Below are 23279 nucleotides of genomic sequence, written 5' to 3'. Positions count from 1 at the left end.
AAGTTTACCAGTGAAAAGAACGAAATTAGGCCTATGATTTGGTAACCAATCGACCCTTAAACCCTAAACAAAATATCAAAATGAACCGAATTTCTCCTCTTTTCTTTTTGGCTTTTCTCCTTTTGAATGGCCTTACTATCAGCGCTCAAAATGCACGCAGCAAAATGATTGCGCGGGGCGCTGAACTCGAATTGGAGACCGCCACTTACAAAGCACCCCCGGGTGATGCGCTTTCGCACCATACGTCGGGTTACGCCAAAATCATGTGCTCGGCGGTGTTCATTACGGGGCTGAAACCTGAATTTACGGCCGAAAATGTAGGGTATTTTACAAGCCCCTACGCCGAACGGGCCAAAGTAGGCAAGCCCGTCGTTGATTATGATAAAAAATCAGTTTCGATTACTTTACCCAACGGCGTTATCCGAACCGCTATTTATACGGGCGACCAAGGTTGCGTAACCTTGCCCGAAGGGAGTAATGCACTGAATTTCAGGCCCGTAAAAGTAGTGCGTAATCTGCCCGATGCGGCTACGACTCCGTGGCCCATGGGTGATGTGTTGCCGACCAGCGCAATGCCTTCCGAAATTGAGATGGACAAAGTTATGCAGGCCGTAAAGGTTGCCTTTGAGCCTGCCGAAGCCCAAACGGCCGCTTTCGTAGTCACCTACAAGGGCCGCATCATCGCCGAACATTATGGCGAAGGCATTACCAAAGATACCCCTTTGGAAAGCTGGTCGATGGGCAAAAGCCTTTCGGCCACAATTATGGGCATTTTAGTTGGTAAAGGGGTTTATAAATTAGACCAACCCGCGCCCATTCCGCAATGGCAGGGCAAAGGCGACGAACGCGCCAAAATCCGAATCATGGACATCATGCACATGTCCAGTGGATTGTATTGTCGTGCGCCACAAGACCCCGACTACAATCCCGCATTGGGTTATCCCGACCATTTGTACTTGTACACCGGAGCCGTCAATTCGTTTGAATACGCGGCCAATTTGCCTCAACAATGGCTGCCCAATACCGTAGGCCGCTACCGTAATTCTGACCCTGTACTGACCAACTACCTGAATCGGTTGGGGATAGAAAAAATGGGCGAAGTGTATCATACCTTTCCGCAACGGGCTTTGTTTGATAAAATCGGTGTACGCACCATGACCATGGAAACCGACCCGTACGGCAATTTTTTGACCCAAGGCTACGAATTTGCTTCTGGACGAGATTGGGCGCGTTTAGGAAACCTGTATTTGCAGGACGGAGTTTGGAACGGTGAACGCATTTTGCCCGAAGGTTCTACAAAGTTTGTCAGTACCCTCGCCGAACCGTGGGTAGCCGATGGGCGACCTATTTATGGAGGTCTGTTTTGGATAAACGGTGATGGCGGTTTTCCAATCCCCAAAGATGCTTATATGATGCTGGGAGCTGGTGGTCAATCGGTTACGGTTATACCCTCGCGCGACTTAGTAGTTGTTCGTCTTGGGCATTACAAAGGCTCGCAGGCAGGAGGCGTAGCGTTGAATAAAGCATATTCTCTACTGATGGAAGCTGTGCCTGAGAAAAAGCAATAAGCCCACAAAATCAACTTGTTATGGATAAAATAGAGATAGCAGGAATCGTCAATCTGTTTGATTTTGAAAAATTGGCCGTGAGTAAAATGACCAATATGGCCTATGAATACGTAGCAAGCGGTGCCGCCGACGAGTTTACGGTCAGATGGAACAGACAGGCATTGGATGCGATAAAACTTAATCCAACGGTACTTGTTGATGTAAGTCAAATTGATACCAGTACTTCACTTTTAGGGCTTGATTTGCCCCATCCAATACTAATTGCTCCTACTGCTTATCACAAAATTATGCATCCCGAAGGAGAGCTGGCCACCGCCAGAGGGGCTGGAGCCGCGGAGGCCGTGTATGTAGTGAGTTCTTTTACCACTACCTCTTTGGAAGAAATAGCGAAAGTGGCGACTGAACCGCTCTGGCTTCAGTTATACGTCAGAGACGACCGAAGTTTTACCAAAGACCTTGTTCAAGAGGCTGAATATCAAGGCTGTATGGCGCTTTGTGTCACCGTGGATACGCCCGTGGCGGGTGCTCGTAATCGTCAGCAAAGAGTCAATTTTGCCTTGCCAAATGGTGTACATACGCCCCACATGCATGATGCTTTTGCCCTCACAAAATCTCTTACGTGGAAAGACATTGAATGGCTAAAATCCTTCGCCAAAATCCCCGTGTTGGTCAAAGGAATTTTAAACCCCGACGACGCCGAAAAAGCGGTTGAAACAGGCGTGTCGGGCATTGTCGTTTCCAATCACAGCGGACGGAATCTGGACACCGTGCCCGCCACTATCGAAGCGCTTCCGCGCATTGCCGAAAAAGTAAACAAAAGAATCCCGATATTGATGGACGGGGGCATACGGCGAGGAACCGACGTGTTGAAAGCCATTGCGTTGGGTGCCAATGCAGTGTTGGTGGGCAAACCCATTTGTTTTGGGTTGGCCTGCGGCGGGGCCGAAGGAGTAACGAAAGTATTGGGAATACTCAGAAATGAATTTGAATTGGCGATGGCACTTACGGGTAAAGCCACGATTGCCGAGATTGATTCTTCGGTGATTTGGAAGTAGTATTGGGTGGGTGGTGCGGACACCACCTACTTATTTTTTCAAGCTATTGTAGGTGTTTTAAGCCATTGTTAGCAAAACACTAACAAACTGAAACTGATTGATGCCAAAAGATTGCAGGTGAAAACATCCTGCAATGGCTCAATTTACCATAAAATCAATACGTTGTAACAACTTTACCTAAACCCTTTAAACGATGAAAAAGTATTTTTTATGCTTTGCCGTTATTGCAACGGTATTGGGTGTGAAGGCGCAATCCAACGCACCAACCACCGAAAATTGGTATGGACTTGTCCCATTCATAGACGGATTTACGGATGAAATCATTGTTCACATCAATATTACTGATTCCAAGAAATCAGTAATTGTAGATTTTCCGCTTAAAAACATTGGCAGTATCTGGAGGCACGAACCTTTGACCAATCTGGAAGCTCAAAAAGTGAAGATAGACAAAACCGATCTTTCTTTTATGCTTCCCGAAACAAGAGTGGATTTTGAGGGAAACATACATCCAACGCAAGAGGAAATAGCTGGGCTACTGTACATAGTTGGGAGACCCTATAAAGTCACATTGACGAAAGAGAAAAAAACGGTTAATAACCCCACCTATATAGAACCTATTCCCGGATTGTCAGAAGGAGATCTTTCGCCCGACATTGCCATGAAACGAACCATTGCTGCGCCCAACACTTTGTTTATCGAAGAGCTGAATTGGCTGGAAATTCGGGATTTGCTCAAAGAAGGAAAAACGACCGTTTTGATTCCGACGGGCGGGGTCGAAATGAACGGAAAATACTTGGCTTCGGGAAAACATAATTTTGTATTGAGAGTCGCCGCCGATTCCATTGCCCGCCGATTGGGCAATACGCTTATCGCCCCTATCGTTCCTTTTGTTCCCGAAGGCAGACATACTCCCCCAGCAGGCCACATGAGATACCCGGGCACCATCAGCCTTACCGAGGCTACGTATGAGAAACTGCTCAAAGAAATTGCCCAGAGTTTGAAAATGCACGGCTTCAAAACAATCATCTTCATTGGCGACAGCGGGGGTAATCAGTGGGGGATGTACGTGGTGGCAAAAGAATTAAGGGCAGAATGGAAAAATGAAAATATCAATGTTTTGTTTATTCCCGAGTATTATGACAATTATCGTGTGGCCCAATGGTTAAAAACACAAGGTATTCAGGAAAAAGACAGCGGCACGCACGACAGTTTTCAATATACTTCTCAAATAATGGCGTTGGATCCCGCCCTCGTCAGGGCCAATCAACGCATCAAAGAAGGGGATTTTTCCATTAATGGAGTCAATCTTCAACCAATCACCAAAACCATAGAAATGGGCAAAAAACTGGCTGGTTATCAGGCCGAAGTAACCGTAGCAGCAGTCAGGAGGGCTTTGGAAGGCAAATAAAAGCAGTCCCTGTATGATTTGATTACTGTAGAAAATCCCTGCTTCTTTGCGACTCTGCGTGATTTCGTATTAAAGGAACGAAAGTTTTCAAATTTACAATTGACAAAATAATAACCACTAAAAACCAACGATGAAAAATCGAAAATCTACCTTACGTCTTTTTGGGCTTTTTAGCTGCTTTACGCTCATTTTTTCGACTGTTTATGCCCAAGAGGAAGACGCGGGCAGGAGCGGAAAAGCGGAAGCCGCTTACCTCAAAGAAGCGGAACAACTGGCTAAAACCAAACAAATCCAAAAAGCTTTTCAATCCATTTTGGCACAAAACAAACGCAATCGGGACGAGCTCATCATGTTGACCGAGATTCCCGCCCCGCCCTTTATGGAAACCAAACGGGGCCTTCGTTTCGCTTCAATGCTCAAAGAAGCGGGCGCAGATTCTGTTTGGACCGACAAAGTGGGCAACGTAATTGCGCTGCGCAAAGGCAAAAAACGCAATCGTACCGTTGCCCTTGACGCCCACTTAGATACGGTATTCCCGCTCGAAACCGATGTGAAAGTGAAGATTAAAGGGGATACCCTCTTTGCCCCTGGCATAGGCGACAATACGCAGGGTTTGGTCTTGGTGGTGTCGGTTTTGAGAGCACTGGAAGAAGCTAGAATAGAGACCGAAGCGGATGTATTGTTCATTGGCACCGTGGGCGAAGAAGGATTGGGTGATTTGAGAGGTGTAAAATACTTATTCACCGACCAAAGCCCGCGTATTGATTCGTGGATTGCCGTGGATGGTGGGGAACTTGGGCGCATGAGCAACATGGGATTAGGCTCCTACCGTTATCGGGTTACGTTCAAAGGCCCCGGTGGGCACTCTTGGGGGGCATTTGGTTTGGCTAATCCCCAACACGCCTTGGGTTCGGCCATTCATTATTTTTCAAAAGTCGCCGACAAATTTACCCGAACGGGCGCACGTACCAGTTACAACGTAGGCCGAATCGGCGGCGGTACATCGGTCAATTCCATTGCTTTTGAGTCTTGGATGGAAGTGGATATGCGCTCCGAAATTCCTGAAAACCTCAATTTAGTGGACTCACTTTTAAAAGCATCGGTACAGCAGGCCCTTCAGGAACACAACGCCATGAAACGCATGGGCCCCGCATTGACGGTAGAAATCAAAAAAATCGGCGACCGTCCTTCGGGCGAGCTTCCCGAGAATTTGCCCCTCGTTCAGCGCGCCATGGCTGCCATCACTACCTTCGGAGTGAGCCCAAAAGTAGGTCGTGGTTCGACCAATTCAAATACGCCTATTTCAAAGGGAATCCCTGCCGTTACCTTAGGACGAGGGGGTAAATCAAGCAATGCGCACGCCCTCAACGAATGGTGGTACGATGACGAAGCCTATAAATCCATTCAGGCCGCGCTGCTGACGCTGGTTTCTGAAGCAGGAATGGTTAATCCTTGATTAAAAACTGTATGAAAAACTACATCCTTATCAGTTTAGTACTCTCTTTCAGTCAAACAAAGGCCCAATTTTTCAGGAAAGACAATGGCTTGGCGCATACGTTTTCGATTGTGGCGCGTGATGAAAAAACGGGCGAAATCGCCGTTGGTGTGCAGAGTCATTGGTTCAGCGTCGGCACCTCGGTTTCTTGGGCCGAAGCAGGCGTCGGGGCCGTGGCGACCCAATCATTTACCAACAAATCGTTCGGAATCAGAGGTTTGGCATTGCTCAAAGAAGGCAAAACGGCCCAACAGGCGTTGGATATTCTTCTGTCTGATGACCCAGGCAAGGAAGTGCGGCAAGTTGGGATTGTGGACGCAAAAGGAAACGTTGCCAATTTTACGGGCAAAAATTGCGTGGATTTTGCGGGCGATTTAAAAGGAAAAAACTACGCCGTACAATCCAATATGATGCTGACCAATGAGGTGCCTGAGGCCATGGCAAAATCGTTTGAAACCAATGCCCAACTTCCTTTGGCCGAGCGGGTGTTGGAAGCCTTGAAAGCGGCTCAAAAAGTAGGTGGTGATATTCGAGGAAAGCAATCGGCGGCCATTTTGGTCGTAAAAGGAGAAGCAACGGGCAAACCCTGGGATGAAAACCATTTGGTGGATTTACGCGTAGACGACCACACCGACCCGTTGGCCGAAATGGAACGATTATTAAAAACCCATCGGGCCTACGAGTACATGAACAACGGTGATTTGGCCATCGAAAACAACAACATGACCTTAGCCATGCAAGAGTACGGTGCGGCCATGAAAATGTTCCCTAAAAACCTTGAAATGCAGTATTGGACGGCCATCACGTTGGCCAATAGCGGAAATGTACAAAAAGCCGCTTTGATGTTGCAAGCCATCTACGCCCAAGAACCTAACTGGCGAAAAATGACCCAAAGATTGCCCAAAGCAGGATTGCTGACCGTCAAAGAAAAAGAGTTAATGCTGCTGCTGAAATAGCGGGGCCTTTCTTACGGAAAAGAAATACGAAGTAAACGGACCCCAAGATGAAAAGAAAACTGCTTTTGATTATTACGGCCTTTCTCTGGTTGGAATTGGCTTATTCCCAATCCTCTCAACGCCCTGACTTTCTAAAAAAAGACAGTATTCAATCCTCGTTGGACGGAAACGTACAGGTATTTTACTACGGCAAATCCACCGCATCAGAGCTCCAGCCTTTGATTGTAGCTTTACACTCATGGAGCGGTACGGCAGATTCTCAAAAAGAAACACTGGTGGAACAAACCCAAGCCAAAGACTGGAATTACATTTTTCCTGATTTCAGAGGAGTCAACAACCATCCCAAAGCCTGTTGCAGTGAGTTTGTGATTGCCGACATTGACGAAGCCATTGATTGGGCCCTGAAAAATATGAACGTAGATAAAAAGAAGATTTACGTAGTAGGCAATAGCGGCGGTGGCTATGCCACGATGGCGATGTACATGAAATCGCGGCATACTATCGCCTCATTTTCAGCTTGGTCGTCTATTTCAGACTTAGCAACTTGGTATGGCGAGTCGGTAGAACGAAAAAACAGGTATGGTCCAGAAATAATCAAATGTACGGGCGCAGGCGAGGTCTTTAATGCCGAAAAAGCCAAAGAGCGCTCGCCTCTATTTTGGAAAACGCCCGTAAAAAAACGCAAAAAAAGTACCCTGCAAATCTATGCAGGTATTCACGATGGTTACACGGGTTCGGTGCCCATTTCGCACTCCATCAACTTCTACAACAAACTCCTGACCGACGCCCACGAAAAAGACAAATCACGCTATGTGTCGGAAGAGGATGCCAATACCATGCTCAAAACGCAAACTTTTCCAACCCAAAATCCAGCTAAAACCATAGAGAATAGAGCCATTTTGTACCAAAAATCTTCGAAAAAAATCATGCTAACGATTTTTGAAGGAACGCATGAAATACTGAAAAGCGCGGCTTTGGATGCGATTGATGCATGGTAACGTATATATCTTGTCTGTTGTTTTAAAAAAAAAGATAAGTCTCAGCCTACTGTTAATTATTTTGGCGGCGGGCTGAGTTTGTCATACAATAGTAGGGTAAATACCATATTGGAGCTTACGGGAGAAAACCTGTTGAAGCTAAAAAAAAAGGTTTTTTGCCGTAATTTTGATTGAATCTTAAAAACTAGTATCGCTGAGATAATTTTGGCGAAATTTATTCGTGCAAAACAGCCGAATACTCCACTAAATCTATGACCTTTTTTTGCGGGTTTATCTAGGAGGATATGTGTTTGTTTTGGTCTATTAATTTCTTCTTATTCGTATATTCTTCTGAAGTAAAATCGCTGTTTTTGCGATGTATACGCAGTTTTAGAGTGATATTGCTCCCAATAGGGGGCTTTTAGATGGCTATATTTAGGGCTTATTGTCCCATTTTTTGCAATAAATTTTAAAAACAAGAGAATTGACTTTATTGGATATTTATTGTATTTTGACTTACGGATATAATTGGTGGGCATATAAATATGTTTCTTATCTGCTTGGTATATTTGTTTAAATCATAATCAATACCTAGACTTAAAAATAAAATCTAGCTACCGTTGGATAAGTTTTTTTGTTTGTTTTTATTAAAATGCTCATTTTTAGCCTGTCGGTTGTCAATATGTATGATTAATCGGCATACTGTTTTAGCAAATTCATCTAATTGTGAGTGAGTTGCCTGATTATTTCCTACGAGAAATACGGTAATTGCAAGCGTAGTGAAATTGTGTATTTTGGTATACTAGTTATAGACGGCATGGCCGCGCCCTACTTAATGAGAAAAAATATACTTTTACCTTTTAGGTTAGTATTCGATATGGTTTCGGATATTTTGAACCTTACTTTAGAAAAAAAATGGGTTGTCATACCGCCAGAAATTCCTTTTTCTGCGGTTTTCAAGCCTGTGTCTTCTCAATTCTCCCTCGTGAGAGTAATCCATAATAAGTTATTCTGTTTTTAGTAATCACACAACCAGTGTATACCTATGCCGTGGTTTGTACTTTATACTAAGTCAAGAAGTGAGAAATTGGTCGCCAATGCCCTGCAAAAAAAAGGGATTGACGTCTATTGTCCACTCATGAAGAGACAAAAACAATGGTCTGACCGGGTAAAGATTGTGGAGGAGCCGCTGTTTAAATCCTACTGCTTTGTGAATCTGAGAGAAGAAGAACGAAGTTTGGTTTTTGGAGTTTCGGGGGTGGTCAGGTATTTATTTTGGTTGAAAAAACCAGCCATTGTCAAACAGGCAGAGATTGATATAATTAAAGATATGCTCAATGATTTTGACCACGGAAGCATTGAGGTAGTGAGCCTATCGGTAGCGGATCGAATCAGGATAGATTCGGGGGCGTTCATTGACCATAAAGCAGAGGTAGTTTCAACCCAAGGTCGAATGATTATGGCCAAAATAGACTCGTTGAATATCTGTATTACCATCGACAAGAGTAAGAACAAAATCAAGAAAATTCAGGCAACTGCATAGCACCACTTCCTACTATAATGAGGTGGTGACTTAATTGGTAGTTACATACAATACAAATACACGATTTTTATCCTTAACGATGCGTGTATTCCATTCTGTAACCCCTAAATCCTAAAAGCAAAAATGGGATTGAAAGGGCGAAGCCGTAAAAAAATCTTTAATTTAAAATCAGCACTTTGTTTTTGCTATATATTTGATAATCTTATTGATATAGTAAAACAATCCCTAACTGTAAATTTATTATGAGTCATATTCAGACTAAACCTCTCCTTTTACTTTTTAGTGTTGTCGTAATTTTCCAACTGTCATCCTGTACAACAGTTCAAAAAATTACGCCGCCCAGTTTGGAATATTTTCAGACTGAAAATGCCTCTTTTCCGTCTTATTTGGAGACGAATCTGCCACAGGTTGCCAAAATTCAGAAAGATGATATCCTAGCCGTTATTGTTAGCAGTCTCAATAAAGAGTCGAATGAAATACTCAACTTTACCAATATCAACACCCTTCCCGTATCGGTATTCTCAGGAAACGTGGGGGGCGGCTCCCAGCCCTTGGGCTATCCGGTAGATTCATCAGGAGCGGTAGTCATTCCTTTGATTGGGAAAATAATGCTGGGTGGTTTGACCCTGCAAAAAGCAGAAGATAGAATTCGGCAGGAACTGGAAAAAAGCATCAAAGACCCAGTGGTCAATGTGCGTTTTATGAACCATAAATTCTCCATTTTGGGCGAGGTAGGTGCCGTAGGTACGTACAATCTACTTGATGAAAGAACAACTATTCTGGAAGCCATCGCTTTGGCGGGCGATTTGACGATGTACGGCAAGCGCGACAGCGTGACGGTGATTCGGTACAGAGACGGAAAACGCGAAATCGGTAAAGTGAATCTTCGCAACCGAACGGTGTTTACTTCTCCTTATTTTTATGTCCAAAATGGTGATTTGATTTATGTTGAACCCACCAAAGACAAGTTCTTGCCGTTGCCTCCGCAGCCGCAGGCGCCACCACCAAGTTTGTTTCTCCAACGAGCCCCCATTTACCTAAGTTTGGTTTCTACGGTAGTTATTCTGTTTAGCCTTTTTACCCGTTGAACCAAAACTGATTCCTTCCTTATTTATAAATAAAACGTATACAATTATTTTATTTAAAGGCCGTCTACCATGAACAATGACAATACTTTTAACGAAGAGCAGGATGAAGACCTGGATATTCTCGGTGTCATATTCAAATACCTGCGTTATTGGTACTGGTTTGTACTGACTGTGTCCATTGGAATGGTGTGGGCGTATCAATACCTCCGAAAATTTACGCCAGTGTATGCCGTAAAAGCGTCATTGTTGATCAAAGATGATAGCTCAAAAGGCTACGGGAAAGATATCAAAGACGATTTTTCACTTAATGATCCGAAGGTAATTGACAACGAAATTGAAGTGCTAAAGTCAAGACCTTTGGTGGGCAAAGTAATTGATGCCCTCAACCTAACGGTTTCGTACTGGAAAGAAGGCTCGGCCCGTGATGAGGAACTGCATACCCAGAGTCCCATCAAAGTAAACACAAAGGATATAACAGACTACGGCTACGGAAACCCGCTATACATCAAGCCATTGGATGATAATAGGTACCAGATAGTAAGTGCCGACCAAAAAATTTTGGGGACATTTGATTACAGTCAGCTGGTTAAAACCCAACACGGAACTTTCAGGGTATTTAAGAGGGATAGCGCTACAATCGCCGATAGTACGCCCATCAAAGTGTTTTTTCAATCCAGAGACGGTCTGATTGGCGGCTTGGCGGGAAGTCTTCAGATAGCGCCTCTCAAAGAATATTATTCAACCATTATTTCGATTGGATTGCAGACGACGGTGCCTGAAAAAGGAAAAGATATTCTTAACAAATTGTTGGAAGAATACGCTTTCGGAACCCTCGAAGACAAAAACCGGGAGGCAACCAATACCCTACGCTTCATTGAAGAACGCCTCAAATTGGTAACTTCCGAACTCGGAGATGTGGAGCAAAATGTGGAACAGTACCGCCGTAGCCAAGGGATTACGGACCTAAGCTCGGAAGCAAGCCTCTTTTTGGGGAAAGTAGAGGAAAATGACGCCAAAATCAACGAATTGGATATTCGTGAGAATGTACTCAATGAGGTGGAACGATACCTTAATAGTACGCAGGTAGGAAACATCGCCCCCGCCACCATGATGGTAAACGACCCCGTGCTTAATTCTTATATTGACCAATTTGTGCAGTTGGAAGCCGAGCGAAGCAAACTTGCCCAAACCGTTCAGCCCGGCAACCCTTATTTGGAGACGATAAACAACCAAATGAAAAATGTTAAACAGGCTATCCGTGAAAACCTAAACAACCAAAAGGCAAACATACAAGTGAGTCGTAGAAGTTTGGAGGCACTCAATGGCCGTCTTTCTGGCTCCATTTCCACCATTCCTCGCAAAGAAAGAGAGTATGTGGGTATCAAAAGGCAGGCAGGAATAAAAGAGAATCTGTACTTATTGTTGTTACAAAAAAGAGAGGAAACGGCTTTGTCGTACGCGTCGACGGTAACGGATAGCCGGGTGATTGAAGCGCCTTTCCTTACGGGTCAAATCCAGCCCAACAGCAAAAATATTTACATGATGGCTATTTTGTTGGCGTTGGTCATTCCTGCTACCATTATTGCTACTAAAGAATTATTGACGAATACGGTTCAGTCTAAGAAAGAAATAGAACGAAAAACGGGTTTGAAAGTATTTGGCGAAATTGCCATCAAGCCCAAGGAAAATAAAGGTGAAATCATCGATACTGGTAGCCGTAGTTTTATCAGTGAACAGATTCGGATGATTCGTTCCAATATGAAATACATCCTCTCTAACGATGTACACGAGGGCATCGCCAACGTGATTCTTTTTACGTCGTCTACGGGTGGAGAGGGGAAAACCTTTGTGGCAACCAATATCGCGGCGTCGCTGGCGCTGCTTGATAAAAGAGTGGTTATTTTGGGCTTGGACCTGCGCAAACCCACCATTCATTCGTATTTAGGCGTTGCCAACAAAAAAGGGATTTCCAACTATTTGATTGGAAAAGCAAAGGCCGAAGACATCGTTGTAAGCACCTCAATCAATAATGTTTATCTGGCACCGAGCGGGCCTATGCCTCCAAATCCTTCGGAGTTGATTGCCAACGGACGCATCAAAGAGTTGATTGATGAACTTAAATATTCATTTGATTACATCATCATGGATACTCCGCCCATCGGCTTGGTGACCGATGCTACCCTTTTGGCTCCCTATGCAGAAGCAACGTTTTACCTGATTCGGCACAACAAGACCCCCAAAATGTTTTTATCAACCATTAGGGAGTTGGACCGAAAGAAAACTTTCAAATCATTTAATTTGATTTTCAACGCTGTCAACATCAAAAAGTCGGCAGATTATGGCTATGGTTACGGCTACGGTACCCAATATGGCGGCTATTACGGAGAGGATAAAAGCTCAAAAGGTTGGTTTGATAAATTAATGGCTAAAAGATAATATCCCGTTACACAATACCTGATTTTTTGTTTTAGAAGAGAGAATAGGCTTTTGATTTAGTTGCTAAGTACGCTTTGTAAGTTTTAGTATATCAACACTTTACCCAGTTTTAACACTTTACCTAACGCCGGTTTCGACCGCTGATCCCGATGTCTCATCGGCAACTTAACTTCATCGGAACGAATGTTCCAATCTCTGGAATATCAAAAGATATTTTGGAGATGCCTATGCCCAATTTAGCGTGTAAAAACGCTGTAAATCAGGCCATACCCGCTTATTTACTGAAATTTGGCTCCCACAGTTCATGGAGTCAAGTTGAGGTAGACGTCGTTCTGATGCGTAATTTTTCGCCAAGAGGTCCAAATTTGTATTTGGACGAGTTGATGCTCAAAAAGTATAGTCCAAATGTTGTGTTGGAAAAAATAAGAGGGTCGCTTGGCGCTAATGGGTATTTTGCCCTCAAAATTGTTACCGCAGAAAATATTAAATGTGAAATTCAGAAGGACATCTCACCTTTTTTTCTCCGTCTCTATTATCCTGTACATTTTTTGTTCAGAAGGGTTTTGCCCAAACTAGCTGGATTTAGTACGTTTTACCGGAAGCTCCAAATCCACGTTGATATGTCAAAGGCAGAAATTATGGGGCGCCTAATCTATAATGGCTTTCAAATCGTAGATGTAGTAGACGATTGTAAGGAGACATTAATCATTGCTAAGATTAATCGTCGGAGCAATCCAAGTTTGACCAATCCAGAAGCGAGTGAAGGCGTGGTATTCAGAATGAATAGAATAGGAAAAGGAGGCAAAAAGATGACCGTGTATAAATTTCGCTCCATGCACCCTTATGCTGAATACGTGCAGGAATACTTGCACAGCACGCAAGGATTGGAAGCTGGTGGGAAATTTAAAAATGATTTTAGGGTAAGCACAGGAGGACGGCTGATTCGGAAATATTGGATTGATGAATTGCCGATGCTGTACAATTTACTTCGGGGCGATATTAAATTGATTGGCGTTCGGCCCATCAGTGAGCATTATTTTGGCTTATACCCCGAGAAATTACAGGCCCTCCGCAAAAAACATACCCCGGGATTGCTGCCACCTTATTATGCAGATTTACCCGAAACGTTTGAAGAAATTGTAGCGTCGGAGCTGACCTATTTGGAGGCTTACGAAAAGGCACCTTTCAAAACGGATGTAAATTATCTGTGGAAAATTTTGAAAAACATTGTGATTAACAAGGCCCGCAGTAAATAGCTGACAGGAAGAAGATGACAGGGGTAGAAGCACCAAATAAGACAGCAACGGAAATCATTCAGATGGTTGATTTGAAGGGGCAGTATGCCAAAATTAAGCCTTCCATTGATGTCGCTATTCAGAATTGTCTGGATAATGCCACGTTTATCAAAGGCCCGCAGGTAGCACAATTTGAGGCTCAATTGGCCGATTACCTGGGCGCAAATCACGTAGTTTCGTGTGGCAACGGTACAGATGCCCTCCAAATAGCGATGATGGCGCTCGAACTTAAACCGGGTGATGAAGTGATTGTGCCGGCGTTTACTTACGTAGCTACAGCCGAGGCCATTGGGTTGCTAGGGCTTACCCCCGTGATGGTGGACGTAGACCCGTTGACATTCAACCTCAATCGACAGCTTGTAGAGGCTGCCATTACGCCCAAAACCAAGCTGGTGGTGCCCGTGCATCTATTTGGCCAATGCGCTCATATGGAAGGAATACTGGATGTATGCGTAGCCCATGAAATAGCAGTTGTTGAAGATGCGGCACAGGCCATCGGAGCTACGTATCGGTTTGCAGACGGCACAGCAAAGAAGGCAGGAACGCTCGGAGATATGGGCACAACCTCATTTTTTCCTTCCAAAAACCTTGGTTGCTATGGTGATGGCGGTGCTGTGTATACGCAAAGTGCGGCCTTGGCACGTAAGGCAAAAATGATTGCTAATCACGGGCAGGAAAAAAAATATATCCATGAAATGATTGGCATCAATTCAAGATTGGACTCGCTGCAAGCGGCCATTTTGACCGAAAAACTGCGGTATTTGGATGAATATACCCACGCGCGCCAAAAAGCCGCCAGCCTGTACGATGCGGCATTGGCGGAGGTAGCGGCGGTTGAAATCCCGTTTCGGGCTGATTTTTCTACCCACGTTTTTCACCAATATACCCTAAAAGTACCCGCGACGCATCGCGACGGGTTGCAGGAATACCTGCGGCAAAGAAAAATTCCGAGCATGATTTATTACCCAGTACCGCTCAATCAACAGAAAGCATACCAACACTTAGGAAGAGTGGTGGGCAACCTGGCCGTGACCCAGGAGTTGTGTAAACAGGTGATTTCTTTACCGATGCACACCGAAATGACCGAGGCGCACATTGCCTATATTTCGGAGACGATTGCCACTTATTTTTCCTGAGATTTTACGAATGGAGCCCGTTTTTATACATCCTACCGCCGTCGTGGACGAAGGTTGCGAAATAAGCGAAGGAACCAAAATATGGCATTTTTGCCACATTATGCCCAATTGTAAAATAGGTCAGAACTGTAACATTGGTCAAAACGTGGTGATTTCGCCGGGGGTCATTTTGGGCAATAATGTAAAAGTCCAGAACAACGTTTCCATTTATACGGGAGTCACCTGTGAAGATGACGTTTTTCTGGGCCCTTCGATGGTATTTACCAACGTGTCTAATCCACGAAGCGCAATCAACCGCCGTGGACAGTACGAAAAAACGCACGTAGGAAGAGGTGCCAGTATCGGGGCCAATGCCACCATTGTATGCGGACACGACATCGGAGAATATGCTTTTATCGGAGCCGGTGCCGTGGTGACCAAAAATGTTCTTCCGTACGCGCTGGTGCTGGGAAATCCCGCCCGGCAGGTAGGTTGGATAAGTGAATATGGTCATCGTTTGAGTTTTGATAATCATGGCTTTGCGACGTGCCCTGAGAGCGGGACCGTGTACAGCCTCCACGAAAAAAGTGTATCCGCTATTCGTTAATTTCTATACCCTACTTCATGAAAACATTTGCAATTATCGGTGCGGCAGGCTTTATTGCTCCCCGCCACATGAAAGCCATCAGAGATACCGAAAATGTGCTGTTGACGGCATTTGACAAGTCAGATTCGGTGGGTGTGATGGACAGTTATTTTCCCGAAGCTAATTTCTTTACCGAATTTGAGCGCTTTGACCGGCATGTCGATAAGCTGCGCCGAGAGGGAAATCAGGTCGACTACGTGAGTATTTGTAGTCCCAATTACCTACATGATGCGCACATCCGTTTCGGGTTGCGGAGCCATGCCCACGTAATTTGCGAAAAGCCACTCGTACTCAATCCGTGGAACATTGACGCGTTGAGCGAAATAGAGAGCGAAACGGGGAAGAGGGTTTATAACATCCTACAACTCAGATTGCATCCAAGCCTTGTGGCCCTAAAAAAAAAGGTAGAAGAAGGGCCAGCGGATAAAATTTATGATGTCGACCTTTCTTACATCACCTCAAGAGGCAAGTGGTATAATATCAGTTGGAAAGGTGATGTCAGCAAATCGGGTGGCATTGCCACCAACATCGGGATTCATTTTTTTGACGCGCTGACGTGGATTTTTGGCGCGGTAAAGCGGAATATCGTGCATTTGCACGAAGCAAATTCGGCGGCAGGCTATTTAGACTTGAAGCGCGCACGTGTACGCTGGTTTTTAAGTACCGACTTCAACACCTTGCCCGAAGAAGCAAAATTGCGTAACAAAAGAACTTATCGCTCCCTACAAATGGAAGGCGAAGAAATTGAATTCAGCGACGGATTTACCGACCTGCATACGCAAAGTTACCAACATATTCTGGACGGAAACGGGTTTGGCTTGTCGGAAGCTTACCCCTCTATTGAAATTGCGCATAATATCAGAACAGCTCCCATTGCTGGCTTAACGGGTGATTATCATCCATTTGCCAAACGGACCTTGGAGAAGGTTTGATAGAGGAGGTGATTGAAACTTAGCAATTAAATAAGAAAAAATGCAGGTTGCCGATACAAAAAAATACGCCAATGCAATTGTCCCGAAAGATGCGTTGTTTGATCTTCGTTTGAAGGAAATATGGCGATACCGAGATTTGCTATTGCTGTTTGTAAAGCGGGATTTCGTGGCAAAATACAAGCAGACCATTTTGGGGCCCGTCTGGTTTTTTATTCAGCCCATATTTCAAACGGCCATTTTAGCCCTTGTTTTTGCAGGAATGGCCAGTCTTTCTACCGACGGTATTCCGCCTATTCTGTTTTATTTGGCAGGCATTACCTGCTGGAATTACTTTGCCAACTGCCTGCGCACCACATCCAACACCTTCACGGCCAATGCCTCCCTATTTGGCAAGGTGTACTTTCCTCGGGCGGTTACGCCTTTGTCCATCATTATCAGCAACCTGATTCAGTTCGGGATTGGACTGTTGTTGTTTTTGTTGTTGTATCTCTATTTTGTAGCGACGGGAGCGGTTTTGTTGCCTAATACATTTTTGCTGCTTTTGCCCGTGCTTATTGTATTGATGGGATTAATGGGGCTTGGGTTGGGGATGCTAGTATCGGCCATGACCACCAAGTACCGGGATTTGCAGTATTTGGTGGATTTTGGGGTGCAGTTGTTGATGTACGCCACGCCCGTGATATTGCCGCTTTCGGCCGTACCCGACAAGTACCGCCCTCTGATGCTGGCCAATCCCATGACGGGTATCATTGAAACCTTCAAGTACGGTTTTTTTTCAACTGGCACGTTCTCTTGGGAACTTTTGGGCTACTCTGCTGGATTCACGATTGTTGTATTTCTGTTGGGATTGGTGGTATTTAACTATACCGAGAAAAACTTTATGGACGTGGTATGATGCTCGCATAAATTTTATTTTGGTGAGAAAATAAGATAATACTTTTTGTTGCCATGAAATTATCAAATAATAAATCTTACATACTCTTTTTAATAGGAGCTTATATTGTTTTTTTCTTGGCGATTTCAAGAAACCTATTTACCCCCTATTTGTCATATGATGAAGCAGGGCAGTTTTGGATTGCAAAAGGATTAAACCACGATTCAGAACCAATGAGCTCCGAAAAAGGAGTGCTGGACGTAATTGAAAATAATAAATACTATAATTTAGACCCTGGAGGCTTCGGGATTTTATTGCATTATTGGGCATTTATCTCCAATCACCATGTTTGGCTACGAATGTTGCCCTTTTTCTTTTTTATTGGGGTAGTTGTATCGTTTATTTATTTGTCATTTTTATGGATAAAGAACATCAAGATTGCCATTCTAATGGGTTTCATTGCCATACTTTCCCCTAAGCTACTTTATATGGGGTTTGAATTGAGAGCATATAGCATGGAATGTTTAGGAACGTTGATGGGGGTCATCGCTCTGGAAAAGTTAAATACAGGAGTCACTTATCAAAAATTGCTGCTGTGGAGTTGCGTATTTTCTTTTTTTATGACTTCTAGGTATTCAGAAATTTTGATTTTATTTGTTGTTTCCCTCTATGTATTATATCTCATATCTAAGTCTAAATTAACATTAGCTCAAAAGGGATTTTCAATATTCCTGTATTCGATTCCCCTTTTTTTTACGCTGGTTTATGTTTACTTTTTTGCATTGGTATTTCAGAATAAAGATATGCTTGAACTGAATTATCTGCCCTATCTCAGTAGAGATATAAGCATTTTGGTAGAACTTCAAAATGTTTTAGCTATTTTATTTCTTGCGCTATTTTTAGTGTTATTGTATCAAAGACATAAATATTCTTTGGTGAAGAAATACCAATCCCTAATATTTGTAACACTCACTAGTAATTTATTATTTATTACACTTTCTATTTTAGGTAAACATCCCTGGTCATTGTCAGGTTATAGATGTATTTCTCTTTTAGTATTATTTATTATTTGTTTTGTAGCGGTTATTAGTGAGATTGTACTGCGTGCGATAGAGAATTCTAATATCTTTCTTTTCTATTTGTTATCTTCTTTCATCGCGTTTATATTATATCTTTCTTATGATAATTTATTCGTAAGAAGTGATTATCGCTACAATGAGTTTTACGGTAACCTCACCAAATTAGATTTTACAAAATATAATCGGGTGCTTGTCGAGTACACAGAAGCACCTGCCATAAAGTATTTATATGAATATGGCAAGTTTCAAAATAAAAAAGAGAGGGTTTATCCAAATAAATTTTCTTTTCAGAGAGGGAGAGTCCATCCAATCTCCAAAAATAAAACCGAGTTTCTAGAGATTTCGAAAGATACGATAATGAAATACGATTTATTAATTATGCCCGCTTTTACGATGAATTACAATTATCAAGACAGTCGATTTAAACCGATCTATGCTACCAGCAAATTTTTTGAGAAATATTGATTTAAAGAAGTGAACTAATAGCTTATTTTAATCTTTAGGATATTTAAATGATTAAAATCTATTGTTTAATTTATGGAAAATGAAACCCATTATTAAAGTAGAAAACCTCTCTAAGCAATACCGCCTCGGCACCATCGGTACGGGTACGCTCAGCAACGATCTCAAACGATGGTGGCATCAAGTACGAGGCAAAGAAGATCCCTTTTTGACCGTTGGTGAAAGCAACGACCGAACTTCAAAAGGTAGCAGTGAATACGTTTGGGCGTTGAAAGATATTAACTTTGAAGTGATGCCAGGAGAGATTTTGGGGATTATCGGTAAAAATGGCGCGGGTAAATCAACGCTGCTAAAGATACTCTCAAAAGTGACAGGCCCCACTACGGGGCGTATCTTATACGATGGTCGCATCGGTAGTTTGTTAGAAGTAGGAACGGGCTTTCATCCCGAACTGACTGGGCGCGAAAACATTTATCTAAACGGGGCTATTTTGGGTATGACGAGGCAAGAAATAAGGGCGAAGCTTGACGAAATCATCGACTTCTCGGGCTGTGAGCGCTACATTGATACACCCGTAAAGCGCTATTCAAGCGGGATGACTGTGCGTTTGGGCTTTGCAGTAGCTGCGCATTTAGAGCCCGAAATTCTGGTGGTAGATGAAGTATTGGCCGTTGGAGATGCTGAATTTCAGAAAAAAGCCATTGGAAAAATGCAAGACGTAAGCCGTAATCACGGCAGGACAGTGCTGTTCGTGAGTCATAATATGAATTCATTGACAAATCTTTGTACAAAAGGAATAGTTTTGATGAAGGGTATTTCACCTTTTCAGAGCAAAATTAATGATGCAATTCAGTTTTATCTTCAGAATGATTATGTAAACAGGGGTGATTATAATTTAAATGAAACTCCAAAAGAGAAAGAGGCTTACTTTACTAAAATAAGAGTTGTTGATGAAAATGGTGTTGCCAAAAATGATTTCTTTTATACAGAAAAAATATGCATATCATATCAGATACATATTGCTAAAAAAAATGCCAAATATAAGCTATTCTGTGTTATTTTAGATTACCATCTAAGGCCTATTTTTTCATGTGAAAGTATAGGTATTAAAGAAGATATGCTTTTAAAAATACCTGAAAAGTTTCTTGTAAGAGGTGATTATTCGATACATACATTTATCCATGTACCAAGGGTTGAACAAGTTGATATAGTTGAGAATATGTGTCAATTTAGAGTTATTGATAATGGTTCACCATTTCAAATACATGGTGATTATAATTATGGCTCTGTTTTTAGTGAATCTGAATGGGTTTAGTTATTGCAAATTTTTACTGTAGTTTTTTGATAAAATGAAATCTTTACTCGATAAAATTAAAATTTTAAAAATAAATATTTTTTTTAAAAATATTCTCTATTTATTTAGATATAGTGTTAAAGACGATGTTGCAAATAAAATATATTGGGTTCAACAAGAATTTGAATATGAATTAAGAAAAATAAAAAAAGAATTAATTTATCATAAAATGATGGATTATTATAGAAATAATCCACCTGTAAGTTTTATTCAAGAAATTGAATATATAAAAAAAGAAGGTCAAGTTTCGTTTTTTCCGTACAAGCGCATAAAGACCTTAAGCAAGGTTGCTTCTGGATTTGACTCTCAAAATCAAATGCCATATGTAATTCATGGGACCAATAAAAAATTATATTTTCCCAAAAATTGGAGCGTCGAACGAGCACAAAATACATATTTGGATTATATTCAAATTGAAAATATTTTGGGTGGTGAATTTTTAGAAAGATCGCCGCATCAATATCAATCAAAAAATATATGTGTTAGAGAAGGAGATTTGGTAATTGATATTGGGTCAGCCGAAGCTTTATTTGCATTAGATGTGGTTGACATTGCTCGAAAAGTTATTATAATTGAGGCGGATAAAATTTGGAAAGAACCATTGATGGCAACATTTGAACCATATAAAGATAAAGTGAAAATTATTAATAAAAGATTATCAAATCGAGATTCAAATTACGAAATTAAACTCGATACTTGTTTAGAAGACGAAGTTTTGGATAATATATTTGTTAAAATGGATATAGAAGGTTATGAAACAACACTAATTGAAGATAATGAATGGCTGTTGCAAAAAAACATTAACTTAAGTATAGTTTGCTGCACTTATCATAAGCAAAATGATGCTGAAATCCTTAGTTATTTTTTTAAAAAAAATGGACTTTATACGGAATTTTCAGACGGGAATATTTTATTTTATATTGATGAAAGAATAGAGCCTCCCTTTTTTAGAAAGGGAATAATAAGGGCTAATCGTACAAAAGAGTAAATTTTTTACAGTATAAAGCATGTAAAATGATAGAGTATTTAGATGTAGAGCCTCTGGTAAGTGTATTTTTAATTACATATAACCATGAAAATTATATCTCGAAAGCGATTGATAGTGTTCTAATGCAGAAATGTAATTTCATGTTTGAAATTGTTATAGGCGAAGATTGTAGTGATGATAATACAAAATTAATTTGTGAAGAATACTCAAAAAAATATTCAAATATTAAAATAATAACCTCTAGTGCAAATGTAGGATTGATGAATAATTTTCTTAGAACTTCTAAAGCATGTAAAGGTAAGTACATTGCTATGTTGGAGGGGGATGATTATTGGACAGATCCCAATAAACTACAAAAGCAAGTTGATTTTTTAGAGAGTAGGCCTGATTTTATTCTTTGCTTTCACAATAGAAACCACCAAATAGGAGATGTGGTTTATGAAGATTTATTATGTAATTATGATGAAGAAAAATATTTTATATTTGAAGAAATAATTTACGCAAGTATTCACACCCTAACGGTTGTTTTTAGAAATATATTTAATGAACACCCATATCCTAAACAATTTCATCAATTACCTCTGTATGATTTTGCCCTTTGGGCTTACCTTTCTTTGTTTGGGAAATGCGCCTACTTGAACTTTACTGGTGCCACATATCGACTTCATGCAAATGGGTTTTACTCAGGAGGGGATAATATACCTAATTATGTAAAATGGATGAACTCTCAAATAACTATACGTAGTTATTTTCCTAAACGATACCAGAGGAACTATAAAAATTTTATATTGATGTTAAATTTTATGTTAACCGAAGAGTTAAGGAATAGAAAAGTATATGGAAAATATGGATATTACCTATTAATGCTTTTCTTTCGCTCAATTGCTTACAGTAATTATGAGTATGTTATATTTTATAAATCTGTATATAAGACAGTTTTAAAAAAATATATAAAATCGCTATTTTAATAGATTTTCATTTTGATTGTGAATCTAAATTTGATTGTTCACTTTTACAGGTCTAGTCTATCGTTTTTATGAAAATAAACATAGTAATATTTGCAGTAGGCATTGACCTTTTTTATAATCAATGTAAGTTGCTTATTACTAGTCTAATAAATAACTTACTTGAAAAGAATTTTCTTATTCATATTTTTACTGATAATGATTGTTGGATACCAGAAGAATATGCAAAATTTTCAAAAGTAAATATTCTTTCTAAAAGTCAGATTGAAGACTATAAAGGTAAGTATCAATTTATTCATAGAGTAAAAATTGTTATAATAGAAAAAGTCTCAAAAGAATTCGGGGATTATATATTGTACATTGATTCTGATTGTTTTTTGAAAAGTGATTTTAGAATTATATTTTCTCGCATACCTGAAAATTGCTTTGTTATGCATAAAAAAGAATTTGATTTTAATGATAATTATATTCATTTAAGCCCATTAAAATCTCTTGTTGGAATTTTTGAAAATTCATCTTTAAAATATGCTTTGAAACACTCTAGTTTTTCAATGTGGAATGCGGGAGTTATTGGTGGGTTATCAAGTCAATTAATTCCTTTGTTTGAGCATATATACCAAATGACTGATTTAATATATAAATATACACAACTTCATACTAGTGAACAATTAGCATTTTCAATAGTTTTGCAGACAAATGCCCCTGTATTTGCAGCTGATGATTTTATTTATCATTATTGGGATAAGCCAGAAAAATTATTTATGAATAAATTTATATCGAAAATTCTGCCAAAACATGGTAATGCGAACTCTAATATAAATTTTAAAAAATTGCCATATTTTATAAAAAATAGTTATGATGTGTTTAAATATAATACAATTCATTCTCTGGAATGTAATCGTTTTTTAGTAGGATATAAATATGCCTATTTGTCATTTGTTAAAAATCCAAAATTGGATAATGAATTAAGGGGGTCTCTTTATTTTCACTTTAATAGACATATCAAACATTTGATAAAAAAAATATTAGGCAGAATTTAAAAT

Annotated in this window: 19 protein-coding genes; all 19 read left to right on the top strand. The window is 41.0% G+C overall.

The features are described 5' to 3' along the window. The first annotated feature begins 80 nt into the window (after nt 1–80). The 19 genes from DVG78_RS19355 to DVG78_RS19260 all read left to right on the top strand — a co-directional run bounded on the left by DVG78_RS19355 (nt 81) and on the right by DVG78_RS19260 (nt 23276). Nucleotides 81–1568 carry a serine hydrolase domain-containing protein gene (locus DVG78_RS19355; protein ID WP_114462717.1) on the top strand — a complete coding sequence of 496 codons (1488 nt, stop codon included), beginning with the start codon at nt 81–83 and terminating at the stop codon, nt 1566–1568. A gap of 20 nt (nt 1569–1588) precedes the next feature. Further along, on the top strand, nt 1589–2623 hold the full coding sequence (locus DVG78_RS19350) for an alpha-hydroxy acid oxidase (protein WP_114462690.1): 1035 nt from the start codon (nt 1589–1591) through the stop codon (nt 2621–2623). A gap of 193 nt (nt 2624–2816) precedes the next feature. Next, complete coding sequence (locus tag DVG78_RS19345; protein WP_114462689.1) at nt 2817–4031, top strand: creatininase family protein; 1215 nt, start codon at nt 2817–2819, stop codon at nt 4029–4031. Between the two features lie 130 nt (nt 4032–4161). Next, a complete protein-coding gene (locus DVG78_RS19340) occupies nt 4162–5487 on the top strand; it encodes a M20/M25/M40 family metallo-hydrolase (protein WP_114462688.1) in 1326 nt (441 codons plus the stop codon). Between the two features lie 11 nt (nt 5488–5498). After that, nucleotides 5499–6482, top strand: a complete 984-nt coding sequence (locus DVG78_RS19335) for a DUF1028 domain-containing protein (RefSeq protein ID WP_114462687.1) — start codon at nt 5499–5501, stop codon at nt 6480–6482. Nucleotides 6483–6529: 47 nt separating this feature from the next. After that, nucleotides 6530–7480 carry an alpha/beta hydrolase family protein gene (locus tag DVG78_RS19330; protein WP_114462686.1) on the top strand — a complete coding sequence of 317 codons (951 nt, stop codon included), beginning with the start codon at nt 6530–6532 and terminating at the stop codon, nt 7478–7480. A gap of 1024 nt (nt 7481–8504) precedes the next feature. Continuing rightward, nucleotides 8505–9002 (top strand): UpxY family transcription antiterminator, encoded by a 498-nt coding sequence (locus DVG78_RS19320; protein WP_114462684.1) that lies wholly within the window; start codon nt 8505–8507, stop codon nt 9000–9002. A gap of 344 nt (nt 9003–9346) precedes the next feature. Beyond that, nucleotides 9347–10090, top strand: a complete 744-nt coding sequence (locus DVG78_RS19315; protein ID WP_229598273.1) for a polysaccharide biosynthesis/export family protein — start codon at nt 9347–9349, stop codon at nt 10088–10090. A 69-nt stretch (nt 10091–10159) separates the two neighbouring features. After that, a complete protein-coding gene (locus DVG78_RS19310) occupies nt 10160–12526 on the top strand; it encodes a GumC family protein (protein WP_114462682.1) in 2367 nt (788 codons plus the stop codon). 149 nt (nt 12527–12675) lie between these two features. Beyond that, nucleotides 12676–13782: a sugar transferase gene (locus DVG78_RS19305; protein ID WP_114462681.1), complete on the top strand. Its 1107-nt coding sequence runs from the start codon at nt 12676–12678 to the stop codon at nt 13780–13782. A 14-nt stretch (nt 13783–13796) separates the two neighbouring features. Then, nucleotides 13797–14957: a DegT/DnrJ/EryC1/StrS family aminotransferase gene (locus tag DVG78_RS19300; protein WP_229598272.1), complete on the top strand. Its 1161-nt coding sequence runs from the start codon at nt 13797–13799 to the stop codon at nt 14955–14957. Between the two features lie 10 nt (nt 14958–14967). Further along, nucleotides 14968–15543 carry an acyltransferase gene (locus DVG78_RS19295; RefSeq protein ID WP_114462680.1) on the top strand — a complete coding sequence of 192 codons (576 nt, stop codon included), beginning with the start codon at nt 14968–14970 and terminating at the stop codon, nt 15541–15543. A 17-nt stretch (nt 15544–15560) separates the two neighbouring features. After that, the gene (locus DVG78_RS19290; RefSeq protein ID WP_114462679.1) at nt 15561–16514 is read left to right on the top strand and encodes a Gfo/Idh/MocA family oxidoreductase; all 954 of its coding nucleotides are present in this window, start codon (nt 15561–15563) and stop codon (nt 16512–16514) included. Between the two features lie 40 nt (nt 16515–16554). After that, entirely contained in the window at nt 16555–17409 is an 855-nt protein-coding gene (locus DVG78_RS19285; RefSeq protein WP_114462678.1) for an ABC transporter permease, read from the top strand. 53 nt (nt 17410–17462) lie between these two features. Beyond that, nucleotides 17463–18932, top strand: coding sequence for a glycosyltransferase family protein (locus DVG78_RS19280; RefSeq protein ID WP_114462677.1), 1470 nt, complete (start codon nt 17463–17465; stop codon nt 18930–18932). Nucleotides 18933–19011: 79 nt separating this feature from the next. Next, nucleotides 19012–20244 (top strand): ABC transporter ATP-binding protein, encoded by a 1233-nt coding sequence (locus tag DVG78_RS19275; protein WP_114462676.1) that lies wholly within the window; start codon nt 19012–19014, stop codon nt 20242–20244. A 34-nt stretch (nt 20245–20278) separates the two neighbouring features. Beyond that, nucleotides 20279–21271 (top strand): class I SAM-dependent methyltransferase, encoded by a 993-nt coding sequence (locus tag DVG78_RS19270; RefSeq protein ID WP_114462675.1) that lies wholly within the window; start codon nt 20279–20281, stop codon nt 21269–21271. A 26-nt stretch (nt 21272–21297) separates the two neighbouring features. Next, nucleotides 21298–22239: a glycosyltransferase family 2 protein gene (locus tag DVG78_RS19265; RefSeq protein WP_114462674.1), complete on the top strand. Its 942-nt coding sequence runs from the start codon at nt 21298–21300 to the stop codon at nt 22237–22239. 68 nt (nt 22240–22307) lie between these two features. Beyond that, nucleotides 22308–23276 carry a hypothetical protein gene (locus DVG78_RS19260; RefSeq protein ID WP_114462673.1) on the top strand — a complete coding sequence of 323 codons (969 nt, stop codon included), beginning with the start codon at nt 22308–22310 and terminating at the stop codon, nt 23274–23276. Nucleotides 23277–23279 lie beyond the last annotated feature (3 nt).

Source organism: Runella aurantiaca (assembly GCF_003339505.1).
Classification (GTDB): Bacteria; Bacteroidota; Bacteroidia; order Cytophagales; family Spirosomataceae; genus Runella; species Runella aurantiaca.
This window is presented reverse-complemented; position numbering and strand designations above follow the sequence as displayed.